The organism is Methyloligella solikamskensis, assembly GCF_042676065.1.
GTDB classification, from domain to species: domain Bacteria; phylum Pseudomonadota; class Alphaproteobacteria; order Rhizobiales; family Methyloligellaceae; genus Methyloligella; species Methyloligella solikamskensis.
The window spans coordinates 840,272-855,719 of sequence record NZ_JBHTJO010000001.1 but is presented as its reverse complement, the minus strand read 5'-3'; the positions used below and the strand labels follow the sequence as shown (position 1 = coordinate 855,719).

Below are 15,448 nucleotides of genomic sequence, written 5' to 3'. Positions count from 1 at the left end.
AGCTTTGCCTGGGGCGCCCGCCATTGGACGCCAATATGGATTGGCCTAACGATGGCCTGCCACAAGCGCAGCAGGAACCGTGCCAACTCGCAAATTCGAGAGAAAAGTTCGCTAGTTCAATGGATTAGATATTCGGCGGCCGAGGCGGACAACGCCTCTCGCCGAACGATCCATTGGCAATTGCCTAGGCGGACCGCTTATCGATTGTGCAGTGCGGCACCGAACGGCGCCTATTCGCCGGGGTCGGAGGCCTGCGCAGCGATATAGGCATCGAGCTCGTCAGGATCGAACAGACTGCCATCGAAAAACCCGTCCGGCCCGAGGGTCAGGCTCGCGCCCGCGGACCCCACGGGGGTTGCTGCCTGCAGCGCCCCTTCGACCTTCGCATTGGCGCCGGGCAGCGCCACGCCGAGCGGCTTCAGGGCAGCTCGATAGAGATCCGGGCGATAGGTCTGCAAAGCGATCTCGGCGTTTGTCGCCGAATGCTCGACCTGCCCCCAGCGCACCATCTGGCTGTAGAACCACAGGGCATGGCTCTTCCATGGGAAGGTCGCCGCCTTGGCATGGGTGAGGAAGAAGTCCGCCACTTCGATCGTCTCGCCGCTCCCCGTGGCGATCTCGCCGGTGAGCGCAGGCATCATCCAGTCCGCCGGCCGATCGACATAGGCGGTCTCTGCCAACAGCCGGGCGAGTTCGTCGCGATTGTCGCGCTGCGCGCACCATTGGGCCGCGTGATAGATCGCCCGCAGCAGTGCTGCGAGCGCCTCCGGATTCTGCTCTGCCCATTGGGAGCGGACGCCGAGCACCTTTTCCGGGCTCGACCGCCAGATCGCCGATTTCACCGTGACGATGCGGCCGGTACCCGCGATGACCGCAGCCGTATTCCAAGGCTCACCGACGCAATAACCGTCGATAGTGCCGGAGGCGAGCGCATCGGCCATCAGGGGTGGCGGCAGGATGAGGATCTCCACATCCTGGTCGGGATGAATGCCGCAGGCGGCGAGCCAGTAGCGCAGCTCGTAGTTATGTCCCGAATAGGGATGCACCACGCCGAAGCGAAGCCTGCCGTCGCTCTCAGGGCGCTGCGCGATCGCGGCTTTCAGGGCCGCGCCGGCCGCTTTGGGATCGAGTCCCTGAGGCGCACCTTGATCGGACATCTCCGCCCAGAGCCGCTTCGAGACAGTCACCGCATTGCCGCCGAGGCCGAGCGCCATGGGCGCGACCGTGTGGGACCCGATGGGCGTCAGGCCGAGATTGCAGGCGATCGGCATAGGCGCCAGCATCTGTGCGACCTGGAAATGCCCGACCGCGAGCCGGTCGCGGATATTGGCCCAGGAGCTTTCCTTGATCAGCGTGAGGTCGACCCCTTCGGCTGCAGCAAAGCCCTTCTCCTTGGCCACGACGAGAAGCGCACTGTCGAGCAGGGGTATGATGCCGGCGGCGATCTTGTAAGGGGCGTCGCTCACGACTTGTCTCCCGGATCGAGCAGTCCCGCCGCCGTGACGAGGCTTTGGGCGATCTCGATAATTTTGCGGTTCTGGTTCATGGCGGTTGCGCGCAGCAGCGCGTAGGCATCCTCCTCCGACAGCCCCTTGGAACTTATGAGGATACCTTTCGCGCGGTCGATCACCTTGCGGTTCTCCAGCTCGCCCCGCGCCTCTTCCAGTTCCCGCGAGAGCCGCGAGAAAGCATTGAACCGGCTGACCGCCATGTCGAGGATCGCCTTGACCCTCTCCTTCTTCAGCCCGTCCACCACATAGGCCGACACGCCCGCATCGACCGCCGCCTCGATCGAGGCTTCGTCGGAGCGGTCGACGAACATCGCCACGGGGCGCTTCACCGCGCGCGAAAGCTGAAACATGTTCTCCAGCATGTCGCGGTTCGGGTTTTCCAGATCGATAAAGATGACGTCCGGGTTGATCTCCGCGATCCGTCCCGCGACCCCTGCCATGTCGTGGATGAGGGTGACGTTCTCGTAGCCTGCCTCGCGCAGACCGGCCTCGATGATCGAGGCGCGGATCTGATTCTCATCGATGACGAGGATCGCGAGAGCGTTGGGCATGAGCGTTTGCTAACGGCTCCGAGACACGAAGGCCAGCCCATACCGGAAGAGTGCTGAAAAAGCGGCAGCCGCTGGAAGGGAGAGTGCGGCGCTTCGCTGCCGCCGCACTCCAAGCTTCAGTTGGCTTCAAGCGCGCCGCGCGGGCCGAAGAACTCGAAATGAAGATTCTCGGCCGGGATCCCCCGCGCCGTCAGCTGCCGGTAGATTGAGGTCATGAAGGGCCTCGGGCCGCAGAAATAGTATTCCGCATCCTCGTCCGGAAGCAGCGGATCGAGCAGCGCTTCGTCGACCAGACCGGTGGTCATGTGCTCCTCCCGTGCCGCACCGTTCTTGGCCGGCTCGTCGTAACAATAGTGCCGCCGCAGGTTCGAATGCTGCTCGGCCAGCTGGTCGATCACCTGGCGGAAGGCCTGCATATCTTCGTTGATAGCGCCATGCACCAGAACGATTGGGCGGTCCGGCGTGGTCTGCAACGCATCCGACAAAATGCTGATCAGCGGCGTGATTCCAACCCCGCCGGCGAGCAGCACGAGCGGCCGCTCCGGATGGAGATCGGGCTGAAGGAAGAACTCGCCGCACGGTGCGGCCACCTCGATCTCGTCACCAACCTCGAGCTCGCGATGCAGCAGGGTCGAGACATAGCCGTCCGGCGCATCCGGGCTGTTGCTGTCTTCCCGCTTTACGCTGATCCGGAAGTGCCCCTGGCCCGGCCGGTCCGACAGGCTGTAATTCCGCATGGTCGTGCTGCCATCGGGCGTCGGCACACGGACGGTGACGTATTGACCCGGCTTGAAATGGGGCAGTGCCTTTCCGTCGACGGGCTCCAGATAGAACGAGGTGATGACGTCGCTCTCGACCTCTTTGCGGGCAATCCGGAAGTGCTTAAATCCAGCCCAACCGCCCGGCTCCGAAGCGATCTCGTCGTAGATGGCGCTTTCGCGATCAACCAGAACATCGACCAGAACGCCATACGCTTCCCCCCAGGCCTGGATCACCTCGTCAGTCGCCCCGTCGCCCAGCACCTCCGTGATCGAGGCAAGCAGGTTCTCGCCGACGATGGGGTAGTGCTCAGCCTTCACCTGAAGCGCGACATGCTTCTGGGCGATCAGCTCCACCGCCGGGCCCAGCGCACCGAGATTGTCGATATTCGCCGCATAGGCGCAGATCGCACCGGCCAGGGCCTGCTGCTGAAGTCCGGCCTGCTGGTGCGCCTGATTGAAGAATGGCTTCACTTCCGGATTGTGTGAGAACATCCGCTTGTAGAAATGCCGCGTCAGGGTCTCCCCATGCTCTTGCAGAACCGGAACGGTGGATTTGACGATCGAGATGGTTTCAGCGCTCAACATGGCGTCCCTCCTTTGAATATGTATTTTGAATACATATTATAATCCACGCGCCGTCGAAACGGGCTATAAGGCCGCACCATGCAGCTCACCATGTTCACCGATTACGGGTTACGCAGCCTGATGTATCTGGCCAGCCGGCCGGACCAGCTTTGCAGCGTGGGCGAGATCGCCCAGCGCTACGGCATCTCGCGCAATCATCTCGTGAAGGTCGTCCACCGCCTCGCTCAGCTCGGCTACATCGCCAGCACCAAGGGCAAAGGCGGCGGCATCCGGCTGGCTTGCGATCCGAAGGAGGTACGCCTTGGCGACCTGATCGAGGAGCTGGAACCCAACATGCATATCGTGGAGTGCTTCGACCGCGACACGAACAGCTGCCTGATCATCGATGCGTGCCGCCTGAAGCGCTATCTGCACGAGGCAACCCGCTCCTTCCTCGACAATCTGAACCAGCACACCCTGGCCGACGCCGCGGGCAACCGCGCAATCTTCAAGGCATTGAACGAGATCCGGCCATCGTAAAAGGATCCGCTTGGCCGAAAGCCGCCAAGGCTTTGCTGGCCGGCCCTGAAGGACTTCCGGTTCAGCGCTTCGAATGTATGGAAATTGGTTGCGGGGGCAGGATTTGAACCTGGTACCTTCAAGTTATGAGCCGAATAACCTGCGTACCAACCCTCTGAAATAGATAATTAAATCTGAAGTAAAGTTTGTTTGTGCTAAAGCATGCGCTGGCCGAATTCGGATATGCGAAATTTGAGCACAGTACCGGCCAATCCGCCACGGGCTGAGGCTCCTCGCACGTAGCTATCTTTGCTTGGGCGGAAAGACCATGACTCGTTACTGGGGCGCCCTGGCATGCCTATCGGCCAGAGATCCGATTGGCGATCTTTGCCAGAAGCGAGGTGCTCGTTCCCCCGGCCTGGGCTTCGTAGCGGTCAGCCATGTGATAGAGCCAGTACATCGAATGAATGCCGATCCATCGGAGTGGCTCGGGCTCCCATTTGCGCGGACGCCGGTTCACCCATGGAAGTGCGGTGCGCTCCGTTTCCTCGCCGAGCAGGAGATCGGCCAGGGTCCTGCCCGCCATGTTCGAGGTGGAGACACCGATCCCGACATATCCCCCTGCCCATGCAATTCCGGTTTCGGCGTCTAACCCCACCGTCGCGCACCAGTCGCGCGGGACGCCGAGGACACCGCACCATGCATGGTCGATCTTGAGCGATTGGGTCTGAGGGAGCATGCGGTGAAGGATGGTCTTCAACTGATCGATCGTCGCAGACTGGGTCCGCCCCCATTGATCCGTCTTCGATCCGAAACGGTATGGAATACCTCGCCCCCCCATGGCGATGCGGTTCCCCCGGGTTCTCTGGGCGTAACAATAGGCGTGCCTGGCATCGCCCAGGAGTTCGGCGCCATCCCAGCCGATCTGATTCCATAGCGTCTCAGGCACCGGCTCGGTGACCACGATCGCGCTGTTGAGGGGCACCCATTCCCGTTCGTTTCCCGGGATGCCGTGGGTGAAACCTTCCGTTGCACGAACGATGCGGTCTGCCTTGACGATGCCCCGATCCGTCGTCACGCAGCCTGCCTCGATCTTCGTGACAGTGGTCTGCTCGTAGATCTTCACGCCCATGCGCTCGACCGCCATAACCAGTCCGCGGACAAGCTTCGCAGGCTGTATCCGCGCGACGCCACGGGCGACGAGGGCTCCCACGGCATCCTTGACCTCGATGCGGGCCTTGGCCTTGGCCGGCCCGATGAGTTCGAGCCGGTCCCTCGGCACGCCCCAAGCCATGTCCTGTTCGTATTCGTCGCGGAGGCGCTGCATCTGAGCCGCAGAACAGGCGAAGGTGAGGAGTTCGGTGCGGTGGATATCGGCGTTGATCGCCTCTTGTTCGGTCACGCGAACGATTTCATCGACGGTGCCGCGGAGTTGGCGTTCAAATTCGATGAGCCCCGCCCGGCTGCCGGTGCGGAGATATTTTTCGCGGTTCCAGGCGAAGCTGCCCGTGCACCAACCGCCGTTGCGTCCGGACGCCCCGAAGCCGGCAAACTCCATCTCGATAACAGCGACGGAGAGTTCGGGCCGGGCCAGCTTCAGATAATACGCCGTCCAAAGGCCTGTGAAGCCAGCGCCGACGATGCAGACATCCGCTTCGATATCGCCGGGGAGTGGCTTGCGATAGGCAGGCACACCCCCGAGATCGTCATACCAGAACGAGATCCCGCCGTTCTTTGTCCCTGTGGGAGATTTTGCGTGCATATACTGATATTCGGTCCGGCGCTTCTACTGTCCCTTAAAACGATATGGCGGCCAGCCATTGGATATAGGCCCGTTTCCCGACGGGACCGTCGATGTCGGCGGCATAGATGCGGTCGAGCTCACGACAGCCATCAACGTCCCGGACTGGAGCCGCTACGGTCACGCGATACCTCCCAAGCAGATGAACTTCGTTTCCATGTACTCATCGAGACCTTCTGATGCGCCTTCGCGCCCCAGACCCGACTCCTTGATGCCGCCGAAGGGGGCAGCCTCGTTGGAGAAGATGCCTTCATTCACGCCGACCATGCCGGCCTCGAGCTTCTCGGCCACCCGCCATGCGCGGGAGAGGTTCTCGCTGAAGACATAAGCCGCCAGTCCGAACGGCGTATCGTTGGCGAGATCGATGGCTTCGGATTCTGCCTCGAAGCGCACGAGCGCCGCGACGGGGCCGAAGATCTCCTCGCTGGTGATGCGCATATCGGTCGTGGCGTCGCGCATGACGGCGGGACGATAGAAGAGCTCGCCGTCGCCCTCGCCTTTGCCACCGGACGAGATGCTGGCGCCCTGCTCGACCGCGTCGGCTACTAGGCTCTCGACCTTCTTCACCGCATCCTTGTTGATCAGCGGACCGATGACCGTGCCCTCTTCCAGGCCCGAACCGACGCCATAGGACTGGATGGCTTCCAGCAGCGCATCGGCGAAGCGGTCGTAGATTCCGGACTGCACCAGGATGCGGTTGGCGCAGACGCAGGTCTGGCCGGCATTGCGGTATTTCGAGGCCAGCGTGCCGGCGACCGCCTTATCCAGGTCGGCATCGTCGAAGACGACGAGAGGCGCGTTGCCGCCAAGCTCCAGGGTCAACTTCTTCACCGTATCGGCGCACTGGCGGTAGAGCGTCTTGCCGACGGCGGTGGAGCCCGTGAAGGTCAGCTTCCGCACGCGGGAATCCTCGCAGAGCACCTTGCCGACAGAGGGCGCATCCGTTGAGGTGACGACGTTGAAGACGCCCGCCGGCACGCCCGCCTCCAAAGCTAACTCGGCGATGGCCAGCGCAGAGAGCGGGGTCTCTTCGGACGGCTTGACCACCATGGTGCAGCCTGCGGCAAGCGCAGGCGCGACCTTCCGGGTGATCATGGCGATGGGAAAATTCCACGGCGTGATCGCCGCGCAGACACCGATGGGCTGCTTGATGGTAACGTAGCGCTTGCCCTCCACCGTGGTGGGGATGGTGCGGCCGTAGGCCCGCTTTCCCTCCTCGGAGAACCACTCGATGAAGCTCGCGCCATAGGCGACCTCCCCGCGGGATTCGGTGAGCGGCTTGCCCTGCTCCAGGGTCATGAGGCGGGCCAGGCTCTCGGTCTGCGCGGTCACCAGATCGAACCATTTCTTCAGGATCTGCCCGCGCTGCTTGGCGGTCTTGGCCGACCATTCCGGCAGGGCCTTATAAGCCGCATCAATGGCCTTCGTCGTTTCGGCAGCGCCGAGATCGGGAACCTTCGCAATCTCATCGCCGGTCGCCGGATCGGTGACCGCAAAGGTCCTGTCGGCGCCAATCCACGCACCGTCGATCAAGGCGTCGGTCGGATATGTCTTGGTTTCATCGGTCATGGGAATCCCCTGTCAGCGGAGTGAGAGAGAGACGGATTTGGGAGATGGATTTGAAATCCGCGTATTTGAAGAGAGCATGCAGCGAGCGATCGCGGCCGAAGCCCGATTGCTTAAACCCGCCAAACGGCATGGGAGACCATGGGGCCAAATCCGGCCGTCGGGTCGAGAGGATCACCCGGCAAGAATCCTTTGGCTGCCTCGACCAGCTTGCCGAGGAAGGCGTCGCGAATGCTTTCATCGATCAGGAAGTGCCTCTGACAATGCCGGGGGCTGGCGTGTTGACGATGTCACAGCACTACTTTCAGGACCACGTCGCCCGACGCACCTAACCCGTCTTGAGCTTCCCCAACTGGATCAGCCGAGTTTCTCCATCAACGCCGGAACGGCGGTGAACAGGTCCTCCACAAGCCCGTAATCTGCGACCTGAAAAATCGGCGCGTCCTGATCCTTGTTGATGGCGACGATGATCTTGGAATCTTTCATCCCCGCCAGATGCTGGATCGCGCCAGAGATGCCCAAGGCAAGATAAAGCTCCGGCGCCACCACTTTGCCCGTCTGCCCGACCTGCCAATCATTAGGGGCATAGCCGGAGTCGACCGCGGCCCGGGAGGCTCCCACAGCCGCACCGAGCTTATCGGCCAGCTTCTCCACAAGCCCAAAGTCCTCCTTAGAGCCAACCCCGCGGCCTCCGGAAACGACGACCCCCGCCGAGGTCAGTTCCGGCCGGTCGCTCTGATCTATCTTGTCTTCGATCCATTCAGACAGTGCCGGATCCTGCGCCGGAGCGACCGTCTCGACCGGGGCCGCCGCGCCGAGCCCAGCAGCCGGGAAGGCCGACGTCCGGAAGGTAATGACGCGCTTCGGGTCCTGTGACCGCACGGTTTGAATGGCGTTACCCGCATAGATCGGACGCTCGAAGGTCTCGCCATCGACGATGCCCGACACATCCGACAAGATCATCACATCGAGCAAAGCCGCGACGCGCGGCATGATGTTCTTCCCTTCCGTGGTTGCGGAAGCGGTGAGAAAATCATAGTCGCCCGCCAGCGAGACAATGAGCGCGGAAACCGGTTCGGCCAGGCTATGGCCGTATTGCGGATCCTCCACGACCAGGACCTTGGCGACGCCACTGATCTTTGCGCCTTCGGCGGCAGCGTCGGCAACCTGCTCCCCGGCACAAAGGAGCGTGACGTCACCGAGTTTGCCGGCAGCGCTGACGGCTTTCGCGGTCGAGTCTAGCGCCAGCGCTCCGTTGTTGATCTGGGCGAGCAGCAGAACCTTCATCATACGATCTTCCTCTCTTGGAGCTTGGCGAACAGCGCGTCCACGTCCGGAACGACTTCTCCTGTCTGGCGGGTTTGCGGTTCCGAAGTCTTGAGAATTTCGAGGCGAGGCTCGACGTCCACCCCCAACTCGCCGGCGCTCTTCGTTTCCACGGGCTTCTTCTTCGCCTTCATGAGATTCGGCAGCGACGCATAGCGTGGCTCGTTCAGCCGAAGGTCGACAGTAACGACAGCTGGTAGCTTGACCTCGATCGTCTGCAAACCGCCATCGACCTCGCGCGTCACGCGTGCCGTTCCGTCCTCCAGCGTCAACGCGCTGGCAAACGTAGCCTGCGGCCACCCGAGCAGGGCGGCCAGCATCTGGCCGGTGGCGTTCATGTCGTTGTCGATCGCCTGCTTCCCAGCAAGAACCAGCTGCGGCTGCTCATCGTCGATCACCGCCTTGAGAAGCTTCGCAACGGCGAGGGGCTCGATATCGGCATGGACGTCGTCGGTGGTATCGATCAGGAGCGCGCGGTCTGCGCCCATGGCCAGCGCCGTGCGCAAGGTCTCTTGCGAGCGCTCCGCACCGATGGAAACAACGAGGACCTCTTCCGCCAGCTGGGCTTCTTTCAATCGGATCGCCTCTTCGAGCGCGATTTCGTCGAATGGGTTCATCGACATCTTTACATTGGCCAGATCGACACCGGATCCGTCCGCCGCAACGCGAATCTTCACGTTGGAGTCGACCACGCGCTTGACTGGCACGAGAACTTTCATGTCCACCCTTCTCATTGTTCAAAAGCCGCGCTCTCGCGCGCTATTCAGTGGCATCCGCACGCGCAGCATTCCTAAAATGCCCGGGGGCGATGAGGTGAAAACGGCTGGGTTGATCTCTCATCGGTTGCGAGAGGAAGAGCGGCTCGGCTACATCTTTATGTCCCGAAACCAAATAGCACAAAAGTGAACTTTTGTGTGAAGAAATTCACTATACCACTATTTTGGGTCACATACCTTTACGCAGCCAAATCCGCTAGCCACATTCAGACACAGTTAAGGGAGGCAACGAATGGACCATAAAGTAAGTCTTTCGCGGATGGCGGCGCTGCGCGGCCCTGCCCAATCAGAGCCGATAAAGGACATCGGGACGGTGCTCGAGAACGACCAGGGTGTCGGTCGCGAAATTAAGGACCTGCGGAAGGCGAGCGACGTCACCCTGTCGCAGCTCGCAAAGGCAACTGGCCTGTCCCAGGGCTATCTCAGCCAGATAGAACGCGGCATTTCCTCGCCTTCGATCAAGGCGCTGCATTCCATAAGCCGGGCTCTTGGCGTCAATATCTCATGGTTCTTCCCGCGCAATCAGGACGAAAGCGACGAGCTGGACGAATATATCGTGCGGCGGAAGAACCGGCGTCAGTTGAAGTTCGAAAGCGGAATCACCGACGAACTTCTTTCGCCGAATCTCGGGCGGGGAATTGAGTTGCTCCGCTGCACGTTTGCCCCGCACTCGGAAAGCGGCACAGAACCCTACGAGCACCGCGGCGAAGAGGCGGGCATCGTCATTTCCGGCGCTCTCACCCTCTGGCTCGGAGGGCGGCGCATCGATTTGGAAACCGGCGACAGTTTCGCCTTCGAAAGTACGATCCCGCATCGCTACGCCAACGAAGGCGATGAAGAGGCCGTGCTCATCTGGTCGATTTCCCCGCCTAGCTACTGAGAACCTCCCGGCCCCACCATGAGGACCGCATGGCAGCTCCCTGCTCGGGAAACGGGTTCTCTTATCGACCCAGCGCTTGCGCCTATCCCCGCCCCCCGGAGGGAAAGGCGGGGATAGGATCGTCGGTCACCGGTCGCCTTGGGAGCAAATAGACCGATGCCGACGACTCGTACACCGTCCGAGACGGAGGCGCGTTTCAGGATTGGGTTCGGCTACGGGAAGGATCGAGGAACGGGCTGAGCGAGGGTTCGGCCGAATAGCGCTCGCAGGCCACCTCAATCTCGAAACCACCGTCGCGCAGGAAGTCTTTCCCGACGCCATCTTCGCAATGCACGTAGCCCATGCCGAGCGAACGGCCGATCCTGTGCCCATAACCGCCGGAGGTGATCGATCCGACGATCTTGTCGTCTTTCCAGATCGGCTCTTCGTGATAGAGCAACGGCGGCGTTTCGATTTCCGAGAGTTGAAACTGAACGAGTCGCTTGGTCGGAACGCCGGCCTGACGTTGGGCAACCACTGCGGACTGACCGATGAAGCCGGACGGCTTATCGAAATCAACCGCGAAGCTCAGCCCAGCCTCCACTGGCGTATCATCCTCGCCGATATCGTGGCCCCAATGACGGTAAGCCTTCTCCATTCGCATTGAGTTGATCGCGAAGAAGCCGCCGCATTGCAGGCCGAACTCATCGCCTGTCTCGACGATGCGGTCGAAGACATGCAGCGCGAAGTCCGACGGGATATAAAGTTCCCAGCCCAACTCGCCGACATAGGTCAGCCGGCTGGCCCGAACCATCGCGTATCCGATCTCGATTTCGCGGCTTGTCCCGAAGGGAAAACCTTCATTGGACAGATCGGCCGTCGACACTTTCTGCAGCAGAGCGCGGGACTTCGGCCCCATGAGAGCCAGCATCGCCATAGCGGGACTGACATCGGTGACGATCGCGTGGGCGTCTTCGGGGATGTGCCGCTGCAGCCAGGAGAAGTCGCGCATTTGAGAGGCGACGATCGTCACCACCATATAAGCCGTCTCCGACAGCCGCGTGATGGTCACGTCCGCCTCAATGCCACCGCGCTCGTTCAGCCACTGCGTGTAGACGACCTTGCCCGGCTCCACATCGACATTGTTGGCGCTGACGTGGTTGAGGACCTTGCAGGCATCGCGCCCCTCGACCCGGAACTTCACGTAGCAGCTCTGGTCGAAGAGGGTCACGTTGGTTTCGGTATTGAGGGACTCTCGCTTGGCATCGTCGAACCAGCTTTGCGGTCCGAAGGAGTAGCCGATCTCGGTGGAGCTGCCGTCGCCTGCGAAAAATCCGGGTCGCTCATAGCCGGCGGCTTCCGTCATCGATGCACCCATGGCGAGAAGCCGGTCGTGGAACGGACTCTTGCGAACGTCCCGCGCCGTCTCGTACTGCCGGTACGGCCAGTGCATCTTGTAGAGGAGCCCCAATGTTTCCTTCGTGCGGTCGTAGAGATACTTGCTGTTCGACTGGAACGGCTGCATGCGCCGTACGTCCACGTCGGCCAGCTCCATCGGTGAATGGCCGTCCTTGATCCAGCTGGCCAACGCCTTGCCGACCCCGCCCGAAGACAGGATGCCAACCGAATTGAAACCGCAGGCGCAGAAGAGGTCCCGCACTTCGGGCGTTTCGCCCAGCAGATAGCGATCGTCCGGTGTGAAGCTTTCGGGGCCGTTGAAGAAGAGTTGGATACCAGTCTCCTCCAGTTGCGGAACGCGCTTCACCGCCTGTTCGAGGATGGGTTCGAAATGCTCGAAATCCTCCGGCAAACTGTCGAACGAGAAATCCTCCGGGATCCCTTCATGGCCCCAGGGTTTGGCCTCCGGCTCAAAACAGCCGAGCAGCAATTTCCCCGCATCCTCCTTGTAGTAGGAGCATTCGTGGCCAACAAACAGCACAGGTAGATCGCGCGTTAATCCCTCCATGGATTCGGTCACGATGTAGAAATGCTCGGCCGCATGAAGCGGCAGCGAGACACCGATCTGAGCAGCGAATTCTCGCGACCACATGCCGCCGGCGATGACCACCTTGTCGGCCCGAATTTCGCCATCGGGGAGCTCAACCCCGACGGCACGGCCATTCTCCACGATCACCTTCTTCACCGGCGTATTCTCAAGCACCTTGGCGCCCCGCATCCGCGCACCCTTCGCCATCGCGAGGGTCACGTCCGCCGGATTGATCTGCCCGTCATTGGGCATCCAGATCCCGCCCAGCAGATCGTCGACATTCACCAGCGGCCAGCGTTCCTTGATCTCCTCAGCACTGATCACATCGGCGGGAAGCCCGAAATTGCGAGCCATCGAAGCGCCGCGCTTCAACTCCTCGAAACGCGCCTCGTTACCGGCTACACGCACCGAACCGTTCTGTTTGAAACCGGTCGCCTGCCCGGTCTCTGTCTCGAGTTCGCGGAACAGCTCGCCGGTGTATTTCGCAAGTTCCGTCATGTTGCGCGTGGCGCGTAGCTGAGTGACGAGACCGGCCGCATGCCAGGTGGTGCCGCAGGTCAGTTGCTTGCGTTCGCAAAGGACGACGTCGGTGACTCCGATCTTTGTCAAATGATAGGCGATGGCGCAGCCTGTAATGCCGCCTCCGACAATCACGACGTCTGCTTTGCTTGGTGTACTCATGAAGTCCTCCGCGTCATGCCCCTAGGTAGGTGTCGATAATTTGTTTGTTTTCTTTCATCTCGTCGGGTGTGCCGCTCCAGACGAACTGACCGCTGTCCATGAGGTGCAGCCGACCGACAACGCTGGCGGCGCGCATGACATTCTCTTCGACGATGATCACGGTCATGCCGTCTGCGCGCAGATCCTGAACGGCTTGGTAGATCTGCTCGATGACGACCGGCGCGAGCCCGAGCGAGGGTTCGTCGAGCATCAGAATCCGGATGTCGGCCATCATCAGGCCGCGCCCGATTCCCAGCATTCGGCGCTCGCCCCCGGACAGCGAACTAGCCATCTGTCCGGTCCGCTCGCGCAGCCTGGGAAACAGCCCGAACACCTTTCCGAGCTGCGCCTGGGTGACCTGTTGCGAGGCGTTGGAATATCCCCCGACCAGAAGGTTATCGAGGATGGTCATGTTGGGGTACACGAGGTCGCCCTGAGGCACGTGGACGAGCCCAGAAGCGGCAATCTTGTCGGCTGCCTTTTTCGTGATGGACTCGCCGGCAAACAAGATCCGGCCCGAGCTCCTGGGCATCAGCCCGGAGATGGCACGCAGCAATGTTGTCTTGCCATGGCCGTTCGGTCCCACGATGCCGACGGCTTCGCCTTCGTCGATCGAAAAGTCGATGTCGTGTAGAACGTTCCCGGTCCCGTAGGAGGCGGTCAGTTTCTGGGTTTCGAGCAACGCCATCAGACCGCTCCCTGCTCTTCGGACTTGTCGGTGTCGGCAGCTCCGGAGGTTCCCAGAAACACGTCCACAACTTCGCGATTGTCGGAGAGCGATCCCGCCGGTCCTTCATGAAGCTTCGCGCCGTGATGCAAGATCATCACCTTGTCGGCGAAGGCGGTCATGAAGCTCATCACGTGCTCGATGACCACGATGGTGATGCCGTGGAATTCACGCAGATGAGAGAAGACCTCGGCGCAGGCCTCGATTTCGGCCGGGTTCAACCCACCCACAGGCTCATCCAGCAAGACCAGCTTCGGCCGGCTGACGATTGCGCTGCCCAGCATCAGGAGCTTGAGCTGTACGACAGGTAGATCGCCCGCCAGAACGTCCGCGTGGTCGGTCAACCCTGTGAGCTGCAGCACCTCATCGGTGTAGGAACGGGCCTTCCGATCGAAGACGAGCCCGGGCACCCGCCGGTTCTCCACACCGAAGTATGTGCTTGTCAGAAGGTTGTCGCGCACCGTCATGGAATTGAAGACGGCGTTGAGCTGAAAGGTCCGGCTCAGCCCCAAATGGCAGATCTCCGGCGCCCGAAGCGTGGTGATGTCATGCCCGTCGAACGTCACCTTGCCACTGCTCGGCGGCGTGACCCCCGAAAGCAGATCGAACAACGTCGTCTTGCCCGCACCGTTAGGCCCGCCGATGCCCAGAACTTCTCCGGCATTGACGGAAAAGCTCAGATCGTCGACCGCCTTCATCGCGCCATAGGCTTTCGTGAGGCCTTCCACTTGCAACAGTGGCGCCTGCTTCTTCTTGCGCGTCATTGCTCGCCTCCCGCTCGGACGTTCCCAAGGGGGATGCTCTTCGCAAGGCGCTTCATACCGCCGACAATTCCGTCGGGCAGCGCAAGCATCATGATGATCAAAATCACCGCGTAGCCGGTGTTTCGCCACTCGGCGAGATCGCGGAATCCTTCATCCACGAAGGCGAGCGCGGCGGTGCCGAGAATCGGCCCCCACACCGTTCCGGGGCCACCGACGACCATCATCGAAAGCAGGAACAGCAGCGTTGGCAACTCCAAGACTTGTGGTCCGAAGGTGCCGATAACGCCCGCGTAGACCCCGCCGGTCAGCCCGGTGAACAAGCCCGCCACGGCGAAAACGATCAGCTGATATTTGTGGACCTCGATGCCGCGGGCGGAGGCGGCGACTTCGTTGTCGCGCATCGCCTGGAAGGCTTTGCCGTAGGGACTATGAATGATGGCGATCGCAACGAGCGTGCCTAAAACCAGCGCGGCTACGGCCACGTAGAAATTCCCGATCGCGATCCATTTGTATCCGAGCAGTTCCCGGAAACCGAAATCGCCGTAGCGCGAGAGACCGCGCGCGCCGCCGCTGAACGAATAGCAGACGGTTTGCGACTGCCGGAAACAGGCCACATCCGTCACGATGATCTGGTAGAGCGTCATGGCGATGGCCAGGGTCATGACGACCACATACGCCCCGCGGAGCCGCAATGTGGTCAGCCCCATGAAGAGGCTGATCGCAAGTCCCGCCAGCGCAGCCACCGGCAAGGTTAGCCACAGCGACAGATCGAAATAGACCCCCAACAAAGCCGTCGCGTACCCGCCCGCGGCAAACAGAGCCAAGTGACCGATCGACAGGATGCCGGCCACGCCGAAAACAAGATTCCACTGGGTGACTACGGCAGCCCAGAGCACGAAAAGAGTGATTTGGCCAAGCAGGTAGTTCGAGGGCCCGAGCAGTGGGATGGCGATGAGCCCCAGTGCAAGGACGAGGCACAGGAGATCGTCACGTTGAAGGGGAGATAGCGTCTTCAT

14 protein-coding genes are annotated in these 15,448 nt (G+C 61.4%); 3 read left to right on the top strand and 11 right to left on the bottom strand.

Annotation, left to right across the window (positions count from 1 at the left end):
- Positions 1 to 230: 230 nt before the first annotated feature.
- The 3 genes from ACFQ2F_RS04130 to hmpA all read right to left on the bottom strand — a co-directional run bounded on the left by ACFQ2F_RS04130 (position 231) and on the right by hmpA (position 3,408).
- A complete protein-coding gene (locus tag ACFQ2F_RS04130) occupies positions 231 to 1,466 on the bottom strand; it encodes a CmpA/NrtA family ABC transporter substrate-binding protein (protein ID WP_379086101.1) in 1,236 nt (411 codons plus the stop codon).
- Positions 1,463 to 2,062 carry an ANTAR domain-containing response regulator gene (locus ACFQ2F_RS04125; protein ID WP_379086097.1) on the bottom strand — a complete coding sequence of 200 codons (600 nt, stop codon included), beginning with the start codon at positions 2,060 to 2,062 and terminating at the stop codon, positions 1,463 to 1,465. Before ACFQ2F_RS04125 ends, ACFQ2F_RS04130 begins: the two co-directional genes overlap by 4 nt.
- 116 nt (positions 2,063 to 2,178) lie before the next feature.
- A complete protein-coding gene (gene hmpA, locus ACFQ2F_RS04120) occupies positions 2,179 to 3,408 on the bottom strand; it encodes an NO-inducible flavohemoprotein (protein ID WP_379086094.1) in 1,230 nt (409 codons plus the stop codon).
- A 78-nt stretch (positions 3,409 to 3,486) separates the two neighbouring features.
- Here hmpA and ACFQ2F_RS04115 point away from each other — a divergent pair, with 78 nt between their 5' ends.
- Complete coding sequence (locus ACFQ2F_RS04115) at positions 3,487 to 3,927, top strand: Rrf2 family transcriptional regulator (protein ID WP_379086091.1); 441 nt, start codon at positions 3,487 to 3,489, stop codon at positions 3,925 to 3,927.
- Between the two features lie 337 nt (positions 3,928 to 4,264).
- Here the strand turns inward: ACFQ2F_RS04115 and ACFQ2F_RS04110 are convergent, their stop codons facing one another.
- Entirely contained in the window at positions 4,265 to 5,668 is a 1,404-nt protein-coding gene (locus ACFQ2F_RS04110; RefSeq protein WP_379086088.1) for an NAD(P)/FAD-dependent oxidoreductase, read from the bottom strand.
- A 159-nt stretch (positions 5,669 to 5,827) separates the two neighbouring features.
- Entirely contained in the window at positions 5,828 to 7,276 is a 1,449-nt protein-coding gene (locus ACFQ2F_RS04105; protein WP_379086085.1) for an NAD-dependent succinate-semialdehyde dehydrogenase, read from the bottom strand.
- A 44-nt stretch (positions 7,277 to 7,320) separates the two neighbouring features.
- Between ACFQ2F_RS04105 and ACFQ2F_RS15290 the strand changes: the two genes are divergently transcribed.
- Positions 7,321 to 7,605 carry a hypothetical protein gene (locus ACFQ2F_RS15290; protein WP_449288921.1) on the top strand — a complete coding sequence of 95 codons (285 nt, stop codon included), beginning with the start codon at positions 7,321 to 7,323 and terminating at the stop codon, positions 7,603 to 7,605.
- Positions 7,606 to 7,630: 25 nt separating this feature from the next.
- On the opposite strand, the gene ACFQ2F_RS04095 is transcribed toward ACFQ2F_RS15290, so the two are convergent.
- Together ACFQ2F_RS04095 and ACFQ2F_RS04090 are read right to left on the bottom strand one after the other, a co-directional pair.
- Positions 7,631 to 8,560, bottom strand: coding sequence for an electron transfer flavoprotein subunit alpha/FixB family protein (locus tag ACFQ2F_RS04095; protein ID WP_379090592.1), 930 nt, complete (start codon positions 8,558 to 8,560; stop codon positions 7,631 to 7,633).
- Positions 8,560 to 9,318: an electron transfer flavoprotein subunit beta/FixA family protein gene (locus tag ACFQ2F_RS04090; RefSeq protein WP_379086082.1), complete on the bottom strand. Its 759-nt coding sequence runs from the start codon at positions 9,316 to 9,318 to the stop codon at positions 8,560 to 8,562. Before ACFQ2F_RS04090 ends, ACFQ2F_RS04095 begins: the two co-directional genes overlap by 1 nt.
- Positions 9,319 to 9,634: 316 nt before the next feature.
- Here ACFQ2F_RS04090 and ACFQ2F_RS04085 point away from each other — a divergent pair, with 316 nt between their 5' ends.
- A complete protein-coding gene (locus ACFQ2F_RS04085) occupies positions 9,635 to 10,255 on the top strand; it encodes a helix-turn-helix domain-containing protein (RefSeq protein WP_379086079.1) in 621 nt (206 codons plus the stop codon).
- Between the two features lie 196 nt (positions 10,256 to 10,451).
- Here ACFQ2F_RS04085 and ACFQ2F_RS04080 read toward each other — a convergent pair whose 3' ends face one another.
- Genes ACFQ2F_RS04080 through ACFQ2F_RS04065 form a run of 4 tightly spaced genes read right to left on the bottom strand, consistent with a single transcriptional unit; the run spans position 10,452 to position 15,448 of the window.
- Positions 10,452 to 12,902, bottom strand: a complete 2,451-nt coding sequence (locus tag ACFQ2F_RS04080) for a GcvT family protein (protein WP_379086076.1) — start codon at positions 12,900 to 12,902, stop codon at positions 10,452 to 10,454.
- 13 nt (positions 12,903 to 12,915) lie between these two features.
- Positions 12,916 to 13,629 (bottom strand): ABC transporter ATP-binding protein, encoded by a 714-nt coding sequence (locus tag ACFQ2F_RS04075; RefSeq protein WP_379086073.1) that lies wholly within the window; start codon positions 13,627 to 13,629, stop codon positions 12,916 to 12,918.
- Positions 13,629 to 14,432 carry an ABC transporter ATP-binding protein gene (locus ACFQ2F_RS04070; protein ID WP_379086071.1) on the bottom strand — a complete coding sequence of 268 codons (804 nt, stop codon included), beginning with the start codon at positions 14,430 to 14,432 and terminating at the stop codon, positions 13,629 to 13,631. The genes ACFQ2F_RS04075 and ACFQ2F_RS04070 overlap by 1 nt, the downstream gene beginning before the upstream one ends.
- Positions 14,429 to 15,448, bottom strand: coding sequence for a branched-chain amino acid ABC transporter permease (locus ACFQ2F_RS04065; protein ID WP_379086068.1), 1,020 nt, complete (start codon positions 15,446 to 15,448; stop codon positions 14,429 to 14,431). Before ACFQ2F_RS04065 ends, ACFQ2F_RS04070 begins: the two co-directional genes overlap by 4 nt.